The 16,358-nt window shown below is 65.0% G+C and carries 13 protein-coding genes; 6 read left to right on the forward strand and 7 right to left on the reverse strand.

Annotated features, from left to right (window positions below):
* Nucleotide 1: 1 nt before the first annotated feature.
* Together HGK27_RS11970 and HGK27_RS11975 are read right to left on the reverse strand one after the other, a co-directional pair.
* Entirely contained in the window at nucleotides 2–1,954 is a 1,953-nt protein-coding gene (locus HGK27_RS11970; protein WP_241127067.1) for a hypothetical protein, read from the reverse strand.
* Between the two features lie 5 nt (nucleotides 1,955–1,959).
* The gene (locus HGK27_RS11975; RefSeq protein ID WP_206240815.1) at nucleotides 1,960–2,133 is read right to left on the reverse strand and encodes a hypothetical protein; all 174 of its coding nucleotides are present in this window, start codon (nucleotides 2,131–2,133) and stop codon (nucleotides 1,960–1,962) included.
* Between the two features lie 190 nt (nucleotides 2,134–2,323).
* Here HGK27_RS11975 and HGK27_RS11980 point away from each other — a divergent pair, with 190 nt between their 5' ends.
* On the forward strand, nucleotides 2,324–3,016 hold the full coding sequence (locus HGK27_RS11980) for a shikimate kinase (protein WP_241127069.1): 693 nt from the start codon (nucleotides 2,324–2,326) through the stop codon (nucleotides 3,014–3,016).
* A gap of 7 nt (nucleotides 3,017–3,023) precedes the next feature.
* Nucleotides 3,024–4,130: a 3-dehydroquinate synthase gene (aroB, locus tag HGK27_RS11985; RefSeq protein WP_206240816.1), complete on the forward strand. Its 1,107-nt coding sequence runs from the start codon at nucleotides 3,024–3,026 to the stop codon at nucleotides 4,128–4,130.
* A 145-nt stretch (nucleotides 4,131–4,275) separates the two neighbouring features.
* Here aroB and bioB read toward each other — a convergent pair whose 3' ends face one another.
* From bioB to pgi, 5 genes are all read right to left on the reverse strand, one after another.
* The gene (gene bioB / locus HGK27_RS11990) at nucleotides 4,276–5,349 is read right to left on the reverse strand and encodes a biotin synthase BioB (RefSeq protein ID WP_206240818.1); all 1,074 of its coding nucleotides are present in this window, start codon (nucleotides 5,347–5,349) and stop codon (nucleotides 4,276–4,278) included.
* A gap of 274 nt (nucleotides 5,350–5,623) precedes the next feature.
* A complete protein-coding gene (locus HGK27_RS11995) occupies nucleotides 5,624–6,442 on the reverse strand; it encodes a class I SAM-dependent methyltransferase (RefSeq protein ID WP_206240819.1) in 819 nt (272 codons plus the stop codon).
* Between the two features lie 92 nt (nucleotides 6,443–6,534).
* Nucleotides 6,535–7,884, reverse strand: coding sequence for a glutathione-disulfide reductase (gene gorA / locus HGK27_RS12000; RefSeq protein WP_206240820.1), 1,350 nt, complete (start codon nucleotides 7,882–7,884; stop codon nucleotides 6,535–6,537).
* Nucleotides 7,885–8,000: 116 nt separating this feature from the next.
* Complete coding sequence (locus HGK27_RS12005; RefSeq protein ID WP_206240821.1) at nucleotides 8,001–10,004, reverse strand: alpha/beta hydrolase family protein; 2,004 nt, start codon at nucleotides 10,002–10,004, stop codon at nucleotides 8,001–8,003.
* A gap of 153 nt (nucleotides 10,005–10,157) precedes the next feature.
* A complete protein-coding gene (gene pgi, locus HGK27_RS12010) occupies nucleotides 10,158–11,669 on the reverse strand; it encodes a glucose-6-phosphate isomerase (RefSeq protein ID WP_206243093.1) in 1,512 nt (503 codons plus the stop codon).
* Nucleotides 11,670–11,903: 234 nt separating this feature from the next.
* Between pgi and lepB the strand changes: the two genes are divergently transcribed.
* The 4 genes from lepB to HGK27_RS12030 all read left to right on the forward strand — a co-directional run bounded on the left by lepB (nucleotide 11,904) and on the right by HGK27_RS12030 (nucleotide 16,189).
* Nucleotides 11,904–12,788: a signal peptidase I gene (gene lepB / locus HGK27_RS12015; RefSeq protein ID WP_206243095.1), complete on the forward strand. Its 885-nt coding sequence runs from the start codon at nucleotides 11,904–11,906 to the stop codon at nucleotides 12,786–12,788.
* A complete protein-coding gene (gene rnc / locus HGK27_RS12020; protein WP_241127072.1) occupies nucleotides 12,785–13,525 on the forward strand; it encodes a ribonuclease III in 741 nt (246 codons plus the stop codon). Before lepB ends, rnc begins: the two co-directional genes overlap by 4 nt.
* 11 nt (nucleotides 13,526–13,536) lie before the next feature.
* The gene (era, locus tag HGK27_RS12025; RefSeq protein WP_241127075.1) at nucleotides 13,537–14,463 is read left to right on the forward strand and encodes a GTPase Era; all 927 of its coding nucleotides are present in this window, start codon (nucleotides 13,537–13,539) and stop codon (nucleotides 14,461–14,463) included.
* A 154-nt stretch (nucleotides 14,464–14,617) separates the two neighbouring features.
* The gene (locus tag HGK27_RS12030) at nucleotides 14,618–16,189 is read left to right on the forward strand and encodes an ArnT family glycosyltransferase (RefSeq protein WP_206240825.1); all 1,572 of its coding nucleotides are present in this window, start codon (nucleotides 14,618–14,620) and stop codon (nucleotides 16,187–16,189) included.
* Nucleotides 16,190–16,358 lie beyond the last annotated feature (169 nt).

Genomic DNA, 16,358 nt, shown 5'->3' on the forward strand with positions numbered 1-16,358 from the left:
GTTACGCTCTCGCCACCGCCTCGGCGGCGATCATGCGGGCCTCGGCACCCAATCCCACGCGGTTCAGCGCCGAGACGATGTGATAGAGGTAGCGCGGCGTCATCCGGCCCCAGCTGTCGCCCTGCATGCCAAGGCCCGCCAGCATCACCACCAGCGTCTGGTTGTTGAGCGCCGCAGCCTGATCGATGGCCTCGCTCCAGCGGCTGTGGCCGTCGAAATCGACCGAAAGCTTGCCCGCATAGTCACGCCGCGTCGAATCGCTGACACGACCAAGGCCGGACAGGCCCGCGACCAGAAAGGCCGTCTTGCGGCTGGAATCGCTCTTGTCCGCGCCCGCAAAGCTGCTCAGAGCGCCGGTATCGGCTTCGCCGCCGCGCCCATCGGCCAGCGCCAGCAAGGCCCAGCCAAGGCTCCCCTTGGGCACCACGCCCGACCAGCGCATGGCATTGCCATCCAGCCCGGCTGCCAGCATGGAGGCGATCAGATCGCCCGCATCCCCGGCATAATCGCCACTGACCGGCAGGCGCGCGGCGGCATAGGCCGTCAACACCTGACGGGCATAGCGGCGGCCCGGATCGGCGGCGCCATCCCACAGGCTCTTCATCGCCTTCAGCCGGTCCGCCGGCGTGCCCGCAACATAGGCATCGCGCAGCAGCAGCGCACGCTCCGACGGGCTGCCGGTCACATCGTCATTGGCGTAAATCTGGCTGTAGAGATCGACCATCGCCGAAGACGACAGAATCCCCGCGCTCCCCGCCCGGTCGGAGGCATCGGCACGCGGCCCCAGCCCCACCATCGGCGCGGTGGCCGTCACATAATCATATTGCGCGGGCAGATCCTGCATCAGCTTGGCGGGCGGCGTGAGCCCCACGGCCAAAGTCAGCGCGTAACGCCAGGGCGTCATCTCGGCGACCTTGTCCCATTCGATGGTGACATTGCGGCGCCCGCTGCGCCCCGCCGTCCCTGCAGCTCCGGCATATTTCAGCGCCAGCTGCATATCGATGCGCGGCATGGCGCCGACAAAGATCATATGGTCCAGATTGGCGAAACCGCCCGCCGCATTGCCGCTGAACGCATCACACATGCCCTGCATCGCGCTCCAGCGCGGGTCCTTGGCGAAGGCGGGCTGCACACCCATGATCGGGCAGAAGCCGGTGAAATCCTCGGTCGCCACATAGCTGTCGAGCGCGGCCGCAGTCAGCGCCGGATTGTAATTGTCGGGATCGACATCCTGCGCCACGGCGCGGGCCAAATCGCCCTCGCCCATGCGCAGCAGCAGGGCGACACGCATCGCCACGAAATCGGCCGGATCGCCACCACCGGGCGGATCGAGGCGGCTCACCAGCGCGCGGCGCAGCAGAATATGCCCCCAGCGCGAGACCATCTGCCCGCCATTGCCCGTGAGAGCGGCGCGCAGCAGATCGTAATTCTGGCTGGCGAGCGTGGAGCCCAGACCGCCCTCGCTCTGGTCGATCACGCCGACCTGTCGCAGCGCGCGGGCCGAACCGGGCGGAATGTCGTAACGCGGGCGCAGGCCCAGCAGCTGGTCCAGCTTGTCTGGCGGCAGCGCCATCAGCTGCGCATAGCTGGTGACGCCCGTGGGCAGCTTGACCGGCCCTGCCGCCACCGGCGCGGTGGGCGCGGCAAACAGCGGCTGAGCGGTGATGGTCGGCTCGTTCTCGGGCAGATCGATGCGCGGCGCAGGCGCGGCGCGGGTCGGCGCGGGCGACGGCGTGGCAGCCACCGGGCGCGTGCTGGCCACAGGGCGCGGCGTAGAGGAAGCAGCGGGGCGCGGCGGCGTGGGAGACGGGCGCGCCTGTCGTGCCGGGCGATCAAAGCCGGGCGGCAGCAGCGATTCGGGGCCTTGCTGCGCCAGCAGCGGCGCTCCGGCCATGGCGCCCAGTCCCAGCACGCTGACGGAAACCAGCGTGCCAACCATCAAACGTCCGCGCATCAGGCTCATCCGCCGATCCCGCCGGACGACGCAACGCTTTGTGCTGCGGGCGCCGTGCTGCCCACTGTTGTCGAGGGCAAGGACACGGCAACCGGCTTCACCGGCACCGGCCCGCCCAGACGCCAGGCCGTCACCAGCAGCGCGATCACCACAGCCAGAACCAGCGCCAGCAAGGCCATCGGGACCCACGCCCGCTGCAACCGCGGACGATGCTTTTCCCTGCGAATGGTTATCGTCACCGCGAACTCCGAAAGCCGGTGGCCCGGCATCGGGCGCCTTGACTGCACCCGACCACCTAGCCTGCCTTTAGGCGGGGATACAATACCCACGCTTGCGCCGCCGGTTAGCAAAAGTATAGGCAGGCCTGCAATGACGATGAGCAACGGGCTTCACGGCGGCGACGGGCCGCACAAAACGCAGGGTAAAGCCGTGGACGAACCCGCGCGCCCGCATGCGCCCGAATCGGCTGATGCGGGGCGCATCGCCTCGATTCTGGCGCGCATCGACCGTCCGGTGGTGCTGGTGGGCATGATGGGCGTGGGCAAGAGCAGCCTTGGCCGCAAGCTGGCCAGCCAGCTGGGCGCGCCTTTCGTGGATGCCGACGATGCCATCGAGACCTCGGCCCAGATGACCATCCCGGAAATCTTCGCCACCTATGGCGAAAGCTTCTTCCGCGATGGCGAGCGCCGGGTGATCGCCCGCCTGATGGGTGAAGGCGCGCCTGACGAACCGCGTTTGAAGATCATCGCCACGGGCGGCGGCGCTTTCGTCAACGATGCCACCCGCGCGCTGATCCTGCGCCGCGGCATCGCGGTCTGGCTGGACGCCGAACTCGACACGCTGGTCGAGCGCACCGCCCGCAAGGACAACCGCCCGCTGCTGCGCGGCGGCAACCCGCGCGACATTCTGGGCCGCCTCAAATCCGAGCGCGAGCCCTTCTACGCCCAGGCCCCGATCCATGTGGTGAGCGGCAACATGCCCCATGCCCGCACGCTAACCCGCGTGCTGGCGGCGATCGACCAGTGGCTCGACGCGCCCACCTCGCCTCCTGCCGAAAGCTGAACCTCCCATGCAAACCATCCCTGTCGATATCGCTGGCCGCCCCTATGAGGTGCGCGTGGGGCAAGGTCTGCTGGCCGATGTGGCCGGGCAATGCGGCGCGCGGCTGCGCAAGCCTGTCGTGCCGATCGTCACCGATGCCAATGTGCATACGGCATGGGGCGCGGCGGTTGAGGCCTCTCTGGCGGGCGCTGGCAAGCAGGCGGCATGGCGCATCCTGCCCGCTGGTGAGAGCACCAAGAGCTGGGACAATCTGATCGCCGTGGTCAACTGGCTGCTGGAACTTGAGGTCGAGCGCGGCGACCATATCATTGCGCTGGGCGGCGGCGTGATCGGTGATCTGACCGGCTTTGCGGCATCGATCCTGAAGCGCGGCTGCCATTTCGTGCAGATTCCCACCACCCTGCTGGCTCAAGTCGATTCGAGCGTGGGCGGCAAGACGGCGATCAACGCGCCTGCGGGCAAGAACCTTGTCGGCGCCTTCCACCAGCCCAGCCTTGTGCTCGCCGATCTGGATGCGCTGAACACCCTGCCCCTGCGCGAATTGCGCGCCGGTTACGCCGAAGTCGTGAAATACGGCCTGCTGGGTGACGCCGCCTTCTTCGATTGGTGCGAGGAAAACGCCCCCGCCATCCTCACCGGCGATCTGGCTGCGCGCGAATATGCCGTGGCGCAATCGGTACGCGCCAAGGCCGCCATTGTCGCGCAGGACGAATTCGAGACCACCGGCCTGCGCGCTTTGCTCAATCTGGGCCACACCTTCGGCCACGCGTTGGAGGCTGAGACCGGCTTCTCCGACCGCCTGCTCCATGGCGAGGGCGTGGCGCTGGGCATGGTGCTGGCTGCCCGCTTCTCCGCCCGTCGCGGCCTGATGGAGAGCGCCGATGCCGAGCGCATCGCCCGCCACATCGCCGCCATGGGCCTGCCCTCCGAGGTGCGCGATCTGGGGCTCAATGTCTCGGGCGCGCATCTGGCGGCCCATATGCTGCATGACAAGAAGGTCGACGCCGGGCGCCTCGCCTTCCTGCTGATGCGCGGCATCGGTCAGGCCTTCCTGACCAAGGATGTGACTTTGGATGAGGTTTCCGCGTTTCTGGCGGAGCAGTTGGAGGGCTGATTAGCCTCCGGCGGGCAAAGGGCCATCGCCCTTTGCAATCCCTTTAATGTCTGCGTGGCGCTTGATGTTCAGCTTGGCGTCCAAGGCGCAGCGTCAGTAGCATTGATTGCGCCGTCGGCTGTGCCGACGGCGCGAAGAACAAAGCTTACTCAGCCGCTTCCAGCTTGGCGCAGCCGCGCGGCATCCGCTCGGCGTCCAGATCGGCCTGAGTCTGCGTGATCGCCATCGGCTTGATGCCAAGGCGGGCGAACATCGCACCATCCTTGTCATCGCCCGCATTCGGGGCCGTCAGCAGCGTGTCGCCGGTGAAGATGCTGTTGGCGCCCGCCATGAAGCACATCGCCTGAGTCATCTCGCTCATGCTCTCGCGGCCCGCGCTCAGGCGCACCATCGAAAGCGGCATGGTGATCCGCGCCACCGCCACCGTGCGCACAAACTCCACATCGTCGATCTTGGCCAGAGGCGTATCGGCCAGCATATCGCCCAGCACCGTGCCCTTCACCGGCACCAGAGCATTCACCGGCACGCTCTGCGGATGGCTGGGCAGCGTGGCCAGCGTGTGGACGAAGCCCACGCGGTCTTCACGCGTTTCGCCCATGCCCACGATCCCGCCGCTGCACACGTTGATGCCTGCACGGCGGACCTGACCCAGCGTATCGAGCCGGTCCTCCATCGTGCGCGTGGTGATCACATCGTTGTAACGCTCGGGCGAGGTGTCGATGTTGTGGTTATAGTAATCCAGACCCGCCTCGGCCAGCATATCGGCCTGATGGTCGGTCAGCATGCCCAGCGTCATGCAGGTTTCAAGGCCCATGCCGCGCACGCCCTTCACCATCTCGATGATGGCGGGCATGTCGCGGTCCTTGGGATTGCGCCAGGCCGCGCCCATGCAGAAACGGCTGGAGCCATTGTCCTTGGCGCGGGCAGCGGCTTGCAGCACCGACTGCACTTCCATCAGCTTGGTGGGTTTCACGCCGCTGTCGGCCTTCACGCTCTGGCTGCAATAGCCGCAATCTTCCACGCAGCCGCCGGTCTTGATCGAGAGCAGCGTGGAAAGCTGCACCTCATTGGCCGGATGATTCTCGCGATGGATCTGCGCCGCGCGATAGACCAGCTCGGTAAAGGGCAGGTCGAAAAGCGCCGCGATTTCCGCGCGGGTCCAGTCGTTGCGCGGCGTGGTCGCGCCAAGGACGTCAGGGGCGCAAGAGGCGTCGGTCATGCAGGTCAACTCCGAAAATCTCGACGCGGCGCGGCAGGCAGAGCCTGCGGCGGCGTCATCATGGCACCCGCGATAGGCGCGCAAAGGCCAACACTCAAGCATGGGAAGGCGCGTCTCATCGCGCCGCAGCGTTCCATCCGGGCCATGCTGACATCCTTGCGCCATCGGAAGATGGGCGTTGAACCAGGAATAGGCCACGCACGCGTCGCTGCGTCAATGGGATTTAATCATCCGGTTAAATCGCACTGCCCCCAGCACAGAGGCAAAACGCCGATCAGCCCGCCCGCTGATCCTGCAGCTCGATCACCGCCAGATAGTTGCGCAGCCGGTTGATCTCCAGCTTACGGATCAGCTCATTGTCATGATAAGGCCCCAGCAGCTGAGCCAGCGCATCGCCCCAGGGCGCCGAGGCATCGAACAGCACACCCAGCCCGAACACCGCAGGGACATTGGCAAAGCACATCATGCGCGTGCCGTCCTGCTCAACCTCGGCGATGAAATCTTCCACAGCGGTAAGCACGCCATTGCCCGCTCCGCCCGCCTGCAGGGCCCAGGCGAAAGAGCCATGCCCACGAAAGCCCTGTCCCGGCAGAGACCCGGCATAGCCCAACGTCACCCCCACATCATGGCTAAAGGGCTGGCGATGCTCGGCAGGGATGCGTTCGGGCGCATAATAGAAATCGCGGCGCGCGCAGGGCCAACCAATATCATGCAGAAAGGCCAGCAGCGGACGACCGTCACGCCGCGATGCGCGATCGGCCCGGCGTAATTCATTGATCACAGTGTAGTAATTGTGGTCGCCATCGATCACCCACGCATCGACCTGCTCCAGATCCTCCATCACCTCCAGACTGGGCGCGGCCAGATGGGTGACATGGGGATGCTGCGCCACCCAGTCGATGAACTCCTGCTTGGGGGAAGGATCAATGGTGGTGAAATGGCCCCCGGCCTTGCCGCAATGATCGGCCAGAATGCTGGACATGCCGCCGAATTCAGCGCCGATCTCCACGATGTTGCGAACCTGCGCCAGTTCCAGCCCTTCCACGATCAGGCTGGAAAATTCACTCATCGAATGAATGAGAAGGTCGCTCATCGCCAGTTATCCTTTTGGGCAAGGCGCCCGTCGGGATCACTGGCTAGTGAGTCATGGTTAAGGGGCGGAAAGCCTCCGCCCCGCAACTCTACCTAGCGCATCAGCACCAGCTCTTCCGACATCGAGGGATGCAGCGCCATGGTCGCATCGAAATCCGCCTTGGTGAGGCCGGCCTTCACCGCAATCGCGGCGGCCTGCAGGATTTCGGGTGCTTCCGGGCTGATCATATGGATGCCGATCACCTTGTCGCTCGCCGCATCGACGACCAGCTTGTAATAGCCGCGCTCCACCTGCGTGGAGAACATGTTGCTCATCGGGCGGAAATCGCTGGTGAAGACCTTGATCTCGGCGCCCGTTTCGCGCGCCTGCATCTCGGTGAGGCCCACAGCGGCCAGCGGCGGCTGAGAGAACACCGCGCTGGGGATCGCATCATAGGCGGTGGTGCGGGGCTTGCCACCGAAGACGGTGTCGGCAAAGGCATGGCCCTCGCGGATGGCCACGGGGGTGAGCTGCACGCGGTCGGTCACATCGCCCACGGCATGGATGCTGGGAACCGAGGTCTGGCCGTAATCGTCAACGATCACCTCGCCATTGCCGCCCAGCGTCACGCCGGCCTCTTCCAGCCCCAGACCCGGGGTCTTGGGGCGGCGCCCGGTGGCGACCAGCACCACATCGGCCTCAACCGGATCATGTCCGGCCAGCGACACCACAAAAGAGCCATCGGCCTGCTTTTCGATGCCGCAGATCGGGCTGTCGAAACGGTATTCGATGCCGCGCTTTTCGGTCATGCCCATCAGGCGCTCGGTCAGATCGTCGTCATAGCCGCGCAGGATGCGGTTGGAGCGGTTGACCACCGTCACCTTCGCTCCCAGCGCGTTGAAGATCCCGGCGAATTCCATGGCGATATAACCCGCGCCCTGAATCACCACGCGCTTGGGGAAGCTTTCCAGATGGAACACCTCATTGGAGGTGATGGCATGCTCATTGCCGGGAAAGTCCGGCATCACCGGCCAGGCGCCCACGGCGATCAGTATGTGCTTCGCGCTGATTTCGCGGCCCGAGGCAAGGCGCACCAAATTGGGCCCCGCCACGCTGGCGCGCTCATGGAAATGATCGACCTTGTTGTTGTCGAGCGTGTTCGTATAGGCGCGCTCCAGCCGGTCGACATCGCTGGCGACGAAATCGCGCAGCTTGCCCCAGTCGAACTGCTTCCCCTCGATGCTCCAGCCGAAACCGGCGGCGTCTTCCAGCCCATGGGCGAAATGCGAGGCGTAAACCAGCAGCTTCTTGGGCACGCAGCCCCGGATCACGCAGGTGCCGCCAACGCGGAATTCCTCGGCCACGGCCACGCGGGCGCCATGGCTGGCGGCGATGCGGCTGGCGCGCACCCCGCCCGACCCGGCGCCAATCACAAACAGGTCGTAGTCGAAGGCTTCGGTCATCGAACAAGCTCCAATCGGGCAGCAGGGCGCCGCTGCCCTTCACGCGCAGCGCGATATGGCCCCTCGCCCGCCGCTTGCCAATCGGATTTGGCGATCAGCGGCGGGAAAACAGGCGATCAGTCCGCAGGGTTATATTTGGCGAGAAAGGTCTCGACCGAGGTCAGCAAGGTCAGCCGATCCGGCGCGCGGGTGAAATAATGATCGGCCAGCGGGATCTGCACCAACTCCACATTCTTGCCCGCCGCGCGCATTTTCGCCGCCATGGCGTTGGACTGGCCGATGTCCACCCGAACATCCTTCTTGCCATGGATCAGCAGCATCGGCGCCTTGATGCGATCCACCGCATTGATCGGCGAAACGGCGGGGAAATCGGGCGTCATGCGCGTCCAGGCATCGCGGTTGCTGTTTTCGTTCAACGCGTGATCGCCCATGTCGTTGACCTCGCGCCTCAGGCTGGCCACGCCCGCGATGGAGATTGCGCAGCGCCACAGATCGGGATCGCGCGCCGCGCCCCACATCGCCGCATAGCCGCCATAGGACGCGCCCATGATGCAGGCGCGCTTGCCATCGGCCAGCCCCTGCTTCACCGCCCAGTCGAGCGCATCATTGAGGTCATCCTGCATGGCGAGGCCCAATTGCCCCTCGCCGCGCCGCTCGAAACTTTCACCATAGCCGGTCGAGCCGCGGAAATTGGGCTGGATCACCAGATAGCCCTTATTGGCCAGGAACTGCGCCCAATAATCGTAATCCAGCGTGTCATGCGACCAGGGGCCGCCATGCGGCATGACGATGACGGGCAGTTTCCTGCCCTCCTTGCCCTTGGGCGTGGTGACAACCGCTTCGATCTCCAGATTGTCGCGCGCGCGGTAGGTGACCATCCTCACCGGGGAAAGCGCACGGCTGCCCAGATGATCGTTCATCAGGGCGATGCGCTGCATCGTGCCCACATCGGTATCGTAGAAATAGAGCGCCCCGGGCGATTCGGGCAGATCCACCAGAACCAGCATCCGCTTGCGATCACGGCTGAAGCTGGCGATGCGCGCGCGCCGGCTGCCCACGGCCTTGTCGAAATTGGCCTGAAGCCCAGCCAGTTCGGTATCGATCCAGACATCCTTCTGCAGCCGCCCCCGCAGGCTGACGGCCAGCGGGGTCTGGCCATCGGCGGCGAGAGTCACATCATCGATCCAGCTGCCTTCGGGCGCGGTGTAGAGCGGCTTCACATCCTTGATCGGGTCGAGATCGGATTCGAACAGGGTGCTGTTGCCCTTGTCATCGGCATGAACCACCAGCGCGTGATTGCCGCCCGGGATAAAGCCCATCGGCGTGATGGTGGATTCGCGACGGCGCTGGTCGGCCCGGTCGATGGTGCGGAACTGGCCGCCGCTTTCGCCGCGATAATAGAGGCGGCTGCTGCGCCGCTCATCATTGTAGCCATAGCCCAGACGGACCAGACCATTGCCATCGGCCACCCAGCCCATCACGCCGTCGCGCCCCTTGAGCACCTTTTCGCGCGCGCCGGTGTCGACATTGACGCGGAAGATCGAGGGCCAGAACTCATCGCCGGTGTAGATCGATTCCTGAGCGCCCACCAGTGCGTAGGGGCTGCCGTCACGCGCGGTCCAGATCACATCGTCGGCATTCTGGCCCGCCAGATCCCACATCAGCATCTTGAGCTTGCCTGTGGTGCGGTTGAAGGACGCGAGGCGCGAGACATACCACAGGCTGCCCTGCACCGAGACCTGCGCGGTGATGTGGACGATGAAGCTGTCATCATTGATCCAGCGGATCGAATGGGCCTCCATCCTGTCGGGCACACCGATGCAGGAGCGCTTGGCCTTGGTGTCGAAGAGGCTGATGGCGCAGACGCGGCGCTCCTCGCCCTGCCCGAACAGACCCGCCACCCATTCGCCATTGGGCGAAAGGCGCACGCCCTCGGCAAAGGGCAAAGCGGCGAAATCGGCGGCGGTTAAAGGGCCGGCGGGCGCGGCAGGCGCGGCGCTTGTCGTCGCTGGAGCCGTCGTCGGAGAAGCCGCAGCCGGCGCCTGCTCCGCCAGACCCGGGCTGCCCCAGCCCAGGGTGCAGACCATAATCCCGGCCAGAGCCGTCTTGATTGTTCGCATTCTTGCCCCCGTTACGCTCCGGATCGATCACCGAAGCAGTCCCGATGGCATGCCTAACAATGCCATCGGGAAAAACAAGAAGGGGGCAAGAAAAAGCTTCTGTAAAGCCGGGCCCCTTCCGGACAATATTTTATCCGAAGGGCCTTGCTTATTTTAGGCCAGACCAGCCGCTTCCAGCAGAGCCGTGGTGCTGGCATCGAAACGCGCGCCGCCCTTTTCGATGGACTTGGCGATTTCCTTGCCCAGCTCCACGCCGAACTGGTCGAAGGGGTTGATCTGCATCAGCGCGGCATTGGCGAAGGTGCGATGCTCATGGAAAGCGATCAGCGCGCCCAGCGTGGCGGGGTTGAGATCATCCACCAGCATGGTCGCGCTGGGGCGGTCACCGGCATAGGCGCGCGCCTTGTCGGTGGCGTCCTTGCCCGCCATCAGCGCCGCGCCCTGCGCGAAGCAGTTCATCAGCAGGATGCGGTGATGCGCCGGGTCCAGATCGTCACCCGCCGCGATGCTGGCGATGAAGTCGATCGGCGTGATGACCGTGCCCTGATGCAGCAGCTGGAACACGGCGTGCTGAGCATCGGTGCCCACGCCACCCCAGGTGATCGGCGCGGTGGGGCCATCGACGGGCGAGCCATCGGCCTTCACGCTCTTGCCGTTCGATTCCATCTCCAACTGCTGGAGATAGAAGGGCAGCAGCGCCATGCGCTCGTCATAGGCGAAGCAGGCACGGGCCTGACAGCCGCGCAGGCGGGTGTAGAGCTGATCGGCAAAGGCGGCGCGCAGCGGCAGGTTGGCGGCGCCATCGGTATCGCGGAAATGCAGATCGACGGCAGCGGCGCCTTCGAGGAACTCCACGAACTCGTCCCAACCGATGGCCAGCGCCACCGGGAAGCCGATCGAGGACCACAGCGAGTAACGGCCACCGACGCTCTCGGAGAACGGCAGCACGCGGGTTTCATCCACGCCCCATTCCACGGCCTTTTCGGGATAGGCCGTCAGCGCGACGACGCGACCATAGGGGTCCTCCACACCATTCTCGCGCAGCCAGTTCAGCGCCGAGGTGGCGTTGGTCATGGTCTCGGTGGTGGTGAAGGTCTTGGAAGCGACGGCGATCAGCGTGGTGGCGGGATCGCAGCGGCTGATAGCCTGCTCCATCGCGCAGCCATCGATGTTGGCGACAACATGCACATCCACCTTGGCGCCGTCGCGGGTCAGCGCGTCGATGGCCAGCTTGGGGCCCAGCGCCGAGCCACCGATGCCGATGTGGATCAGATACTTGACCTCGCCCAGCGCGCCCTCATGGATGGCTTCCACCAGCGACTTCATGCGGGCGTGGAGCGCCATGGCCTCTTCCACGCTGCTGTCACGGCCCACGCCGCGCTGGGCGGTGTGCTCGGCAGCGCGACCTTCAGTGACGTTGATCTTCTCGCCATCGAACAGAGCCTTGCGCTGGCCGTTAAAATCGACGGCAGCGGCGAGCTTTTCGAACAGGTCGAGATGCGCGGCGTCCAGATGCGTCTTGGACCAGTCGAAACGGATGCCCCCGGCTTCCTCGCCCAGTTCGATGCGCCCGGTCAGCGTGTCGACGCGGGCCTCGTCCCTGGCGAACAGTTCGGCCAGCGTGGGGCGCGGCAAATCCGCCAGTTGGGTCCACAGGGCGGCGATGTCGGGCTGGCTGGGCACGGGCGGTTTCTCCGTTGAAGATGAAGTGCATGCCCTATGCCCGCCCGATGCGACATGGCCAAGTCCGCATTCGTTGGCACAGCCGAAAAAGCCGTTCAGCCGCCCGCAATCCGCTCAAGTGTATTGATCGAACAACACACTTATGGGACAGTCCTGCGACAAACACCCCTTCACGAAGGGTTGACGGCAGCGCGGAGGCACAACATGGACGTGACTATGACCGACACCGCCAATCAGGGCTCCACGCCCGTCAGCTCCGAAAAATCCGCTCCGGCGGGCAAAAAGCCTCAGGAAGAAGAGAATTTCTTCGTTTTCCTGATCAAGCTGGTGATCATCGTGGCGGTGTTCCGCAGCTTTATCTTCTCGCCTTTCACCATCCCCAGCGAATCGATGCTGCCCGGTCTGGTTAATGGCGACTATCTGCTAGCGGCCAAATGGCCCTATGGTTTTTCCAGCTATTCGCTGCCCTTTGGCGCCCCGCTGCTGCCCAAGCGCGTGCTGGCCCATCAGCCCCATCGCGGCGATGTGGTGATCTTCAAGGCCCCGCCGACCAACGATCAGGACTGGATCAAGCGCGTGATCGGCCTGCCGGGCGATACGGTGCAGATGATCGGCGGCGTGCTGTATCTCAATGGCAAGGCCATCCCCAAGGTGAAGATCGAGGATTTCGAGATCGCCGTCTCGGGCAACACTCATTGCTACACCCCCGCCTTTGCCGCCACCCGCAAGGATGGCACGCCGGTCTGCCGCTATCCGCAATACCGCGAGACGCTGCCGGGTGACGATGGCCGCCCCGCCAAGGACATCAAGGTGCTGGATTTCGGGCCCGAGAAGCACGATCCGGTCCCCGGCTTCGATGCCGACAACACCCCGCCCTATATGGTGCCCGAGGGCAAGCTGTTCCTGATGGGTGACGACCGCGACAATTCGATGGACAGCCGCTTCACCACGCTGGACGGCGGCATCGGCATGGTCCCGCAGGACAATCTGGTGGGCCGCGCCACGATCATGATGTGGTCGACCGATGGCAGCGCCTCGTGGTACAAGCCATGGACCTGGTTCACGGCCACGCGCTGGAGCCGCATCGGGAACACCTTTTGACGGTCGGAAAACTCAAATTGAGGCCAGTAGCCGGGGCAGAACCCCTGCCCGATGAGACGCTGGCCTTTCTGCGCGCCCTGCTGGACGGCACCGCGCCCGACAATCTGGAACTCTGGACCGCCGCGCTGACACACGGCAGCTTCACCGCCGCGCCCAACAAGGGCATCGCGCGGGCCGCCGACTATCAGCGGCTGGAGTTTCTGGGCGACCGCGTGCTGGGCCTGACCATCGCCGAATGGCTCTATGAGGCCGAGAGCGACGCCGAAGGGCGCCTCTCGCAAAGGCTGAACGCGCTGGTCTCGCGCCAGAGCTGTGCCAATGTGGCGCGCGGGCTGAAACTCGCCCCGCATATCCGGCTCGGCAAGCAGGCGCGCGACGATGGCGGCGCGGATTCCGACAACATCCTTGGCGATGTGATGGAAGCGCTGATCGGCGCCAGCTTCCTCGAACGCGGCTTCGAAACCACCCGCAATATGGTGCGCAAGCTGTGGTCCGACACCTTCCGGGGCCATGCCGGGCAGACCAAGCATCCCAAATCAGCGCTTCAGGAATGGGCTGCCGGCAACCGCCGCCGCCCGCCCGAATATGCGCTGATCGACCGTTCCGGCCCGGATCACTCGCTGCAGTTCACCGTCTCCGTGGCGGTGAAGGGCGTGGGTGAGGCCCGCGCCACCGCCAACAGCAAGCAGGAGGCCGAAACCAAGGCCGCCGGCGAATTCCTCCGACTTTACGCCTGAAAGCCTTTGTTATGACCGACCAACCCTCCACGCCCCCGATGACCTGCGGCCTCGTTGCCGTGCTGGGCGCGCCCAACGCTGGCAAATCCACGCTGGTGAATGCGCTGGTCGGCCAGAAGGTGGCGATCGTCAGCCAGAAGGCGCAGACCACCCGCGCCCGCCTGATGGGCATCGCGCTGGAGCAGAGCGACAAGCACAACGCCCAGATCATTCTGGCCGATACGCCGGGCCTCTTCGCCCCCAAGCGCCGTCTGGACCGCGCGATGGTCGCCGCCGCATGGGATGGCGCCGAGGAAGCCGATGCCATCCTGCTGGTGGTCGATGCCGCCAAGAAGCACCGCGACTATCTGGAGCCCATCCTTGAGCAGCTCCAGAACCGCAAGGAGCGCAAGATCCTCGTGCTCAACAAGGTGGACCTGACGGCCAAGGAGCCGCTGCTGGTGCTGGCGCAGGAGCTGACCCAGAAGGTGGACTTCGCGGAAGTGTTCTTCGTCTCCGCCCAGAGCAATGATGGCGTGGCCGGGCTGAAGGCCCATCTGGCCGGGCTGATGCCCGAGGGCCTCTGGCACTTCCCCGAGGATCAGGTGTCGGATGCCTCCGAACGCCTGATGGCCTGCGAGATCACCCGCGAGCAGCTCTACCGCCAGCTGCATGACGAATTGCCCTATGACAGCACGGTTCGTCCCGAAAGCTACAAGCACCGCAAGGACGGTTCAGTTGAAATTCATCAGCAGATCGTCATCGCCCGCGAGAGCCAGAAACCGATTGTTCTTGGTAAAAAAGGCGCGCGCATCCGGGCCCTCGGCGAGGCATCGCGTGCCGAACTGACACAGATTCTCGGGGTGCCGGTCCACCTCTTCCTCCATGTCAAAGTGGATGAAAACTGGGCCGATGCCAAGGAAATCTATGAGGAAATCGGCCTGGAATGGGTCCGCTGAGGCATTTTGCCGGATTTTCCATACCGGTGCAGCCAAGGCTTGTTATGAACCGCCTCTGCGCCCTATAGCGGCGTGATGGCGTGAAGCCATGTTCTGTGGATCGGGCCTGCGGGGGCGGGCCGGTCCATCGGGATCGCTGTGCAGGATTTGAAGGATGGTGGAATTCATCGCGGCACTGCCAGGGCGGGCGCGGGTTGCGCTGCTGGGCAATCTGGGCGTGCGGCTGCGCGTCCTCGCCGGCGACAAGGCGCTGGTGCTGCTGACCTATACGGTTCTGGCACTGGCCCTGCGCGGCTTCACCTTCGGCTCCCCCACGATCCAGATCGACGAACAGTTCTACCTGCTGGTCGGTGACCGCATGCTTCACGGTGCCCTGCCCTTCGTGGACATCTGGGACCGCAAGCCGATCGGCCTCTTCCTGATCTTCGCCGCGATCCGCCTGCTGGGCGGCGAGGGCATCGTGCAGTACCAGCTTGTCGCCATGCTCAGCGTGGTGGCCACCTCTCTGGTGATCTGGCGCACGGCGCGGATGATTGCCTCACCGCTGGGCGCGCTCTGCGCCGGCGTGGCCTATCAGCTTTTCCTCTCGGTGTTCTTCTGCTTTGGCGGGCAATCGCCGGTCTATTACAATTTGCCCGTGGCGCTGGTCGGCCTGTGGATGACCGATCTGATGATCCGCCGCCGCAAGCCCGGCGCGCTGCTCTGGCATGGGCTGGGCGTGATGCTGGTGATCGGCGTCGCCCTGCAGATCAAATACACCGTGATGTTCGAGGGTATCGGCTTTGGTCTGGCCCTGATGTGGCGCATCCGCCGCATGGGCTGGAACCGCCCGCAGGTCACGCTGGCCGCCGCCGCATGGTGCGCCGCCGCCCTGCTGCCCACCGCCGCCGCGCTGGCCTATTACGCCGCCATCGGCCATGCCGACGCCTTCATTCAGGCCAACTTCCTCTCGATCTTCGCCCGGCATGAGCCCTATCTCGCCTCCCTGTGGCGCCTGACCAAGGAGATGCTGGCCCTCACCCCCTTCTGGCTGGCACTGTTCCTCGCCCCCCGCCGCTTCGGCAAGCTGGGGCTGACCGCGGGCGGCGAAGCCCCACAGGCCCTGCCCTTCCTGCGCATCTGGGGCCTGACGGCCTTCGGCGGCTTCTTGCTTCTGGGCACTTGGTACGACCACTATCTGGCGCCCGTGCTGGTGCCCCTCTCAATCCTCTCCGCTCCCGCGCTGGGCCGCATGACTCCGCATCGCTGGTACACCCGCCTGCTGCTCGGCTTCGGCGCTGTCGCAGCACTGGTGGTGACCTCCGTGAACATGAGCGACCATGGCTCGCGCGCCGAGATGGATGTTCTCCTCACACAGATCGAAAGCGCCCGCGCCAAGGGCTGCCTCTATGTGGCCGAGGGCGATCCGATGCTCTACCATCTGTCGAACAGCTGCCTGCCCTCGCGCTACGTCTTCCCCAACCATCTGGTGAGCCTGACCGATTCCGAGGCTCTGGGCGTGGACGCGCAGGCCGAAGCACACCACATCATGGACAGCCGCCCGGACGTGGTGGTGATCACCGCGCAGCCTCAGGCGCATCCGGTGAACTGGCCGGTGCGCAACTTCCTGATGACGCGTTTGGGCAGCGATTATGTGCTGTATGGCAAAGCCCGCGTGGGGACGCGCGATTTTCTGGTGTTCCAGAACAAGGCTTTGAGCCGGAAGCGGGCTGTCGCTTCGCGTTAAGAAGCAGGAAGAGGAAATGCGAGGGTGTTACACCCTCGCGCTCCCATTCATTGTCAGCCAAAGCGCTACGGGTTCAGCCATAGATCTAACGTCGCAGCGCCGCAGGCTTTGAGACGAGAAAAGGCGCCGAGGCATCCCTGCCTGCGGCGCCTTTTTCGTGCCCGCGGAA

This window comes from Novosphingobium terrae (assembly GCF_017163935.1).
Classification (GTDB): Bacteria; Pseudomonadota; Alphaproteobacteria; order Sphingomonadales; family Sphingomonadaceae; genus Novosphingobium; species Novosphingobium terrae.

Bases quoted from the DNA above. Each gene is read 5' to 3' on its own strand.
- bioB (WP_206240818.1), bottom strand. From the start codon at position 5,349: ATGACCGACGCCTCTTGCGCCCCTGACGTCCTTGGCGCGACCACGCCG.
- lepB (WP_206243095.1), top strand. From the start codon at position 11,904: ATGACCGACACCGCCAATCAGGGCTCCACGCCCGTCAGCTCCGAAAAA.
- HGK27_RS12005 (WP_206240821.1), bottom strand. From the start codon at position 10,004: ATGCGAACAATCAAGACGGCTCTGGCCGGGATTATGGTCTGCACCCTG.
- gorA (WP_206240820.1), bottom strand. From the start codon at position 7,884: ATGACCGAAGCCTTCGACTACGACCTGTTTGTGATTGGCGCCGGGTCG.
- HGK27_RS11975 (WP_206240815.1), bottom strand. From the start codon at position 2,133: ATGGCCTTGCTGGCGCTGGTTCTGGCTGTGGTGATCGCGCTGCTGGTG.
- HGK27_RS11995 (WP_206240819.1), bottom strand. From the start codon at position 6,442: ATGAGCGACCTTCTCATTCATTCGATGAGTGAATTTTCCAGCCTGATC.
- aroB (WP_206240816.1), top strand. From the start codon at position 3,024: ATGCAAACCATCCCTGTCGATATCGCTGGCCGCCCCTATGAGGTGCGC.
- HGK27_RS12030 (WP_206240825.1), top strand. From the start codon at position 14,618: ATGGTGGAATTCATCGCGGCACTGCCAGGGCGGGCGCGGGTTGCGCTG.
- era (WP_241127075.1), top strand. From the start codon at position 13,537: ATGACCGACCAACCCTCCACGCCCCCGATGACCTGCGGCCTCGTTGCC.
- HGK27_RS11980 (WP_241127069.1), top strand. From the start codon at position 2,324: ATGACGATGAGCAACGGGCTTCACGGCGGCGACGGGCCGCACAAAACG.
- HGK27_RS11970 (WP_241127067.1), bottom strand. From the start codon at position 1,954: ATGCGCGGACGTTTGATGGTTGGCACGCTGGTTTCCGTCAGCGTGCTG.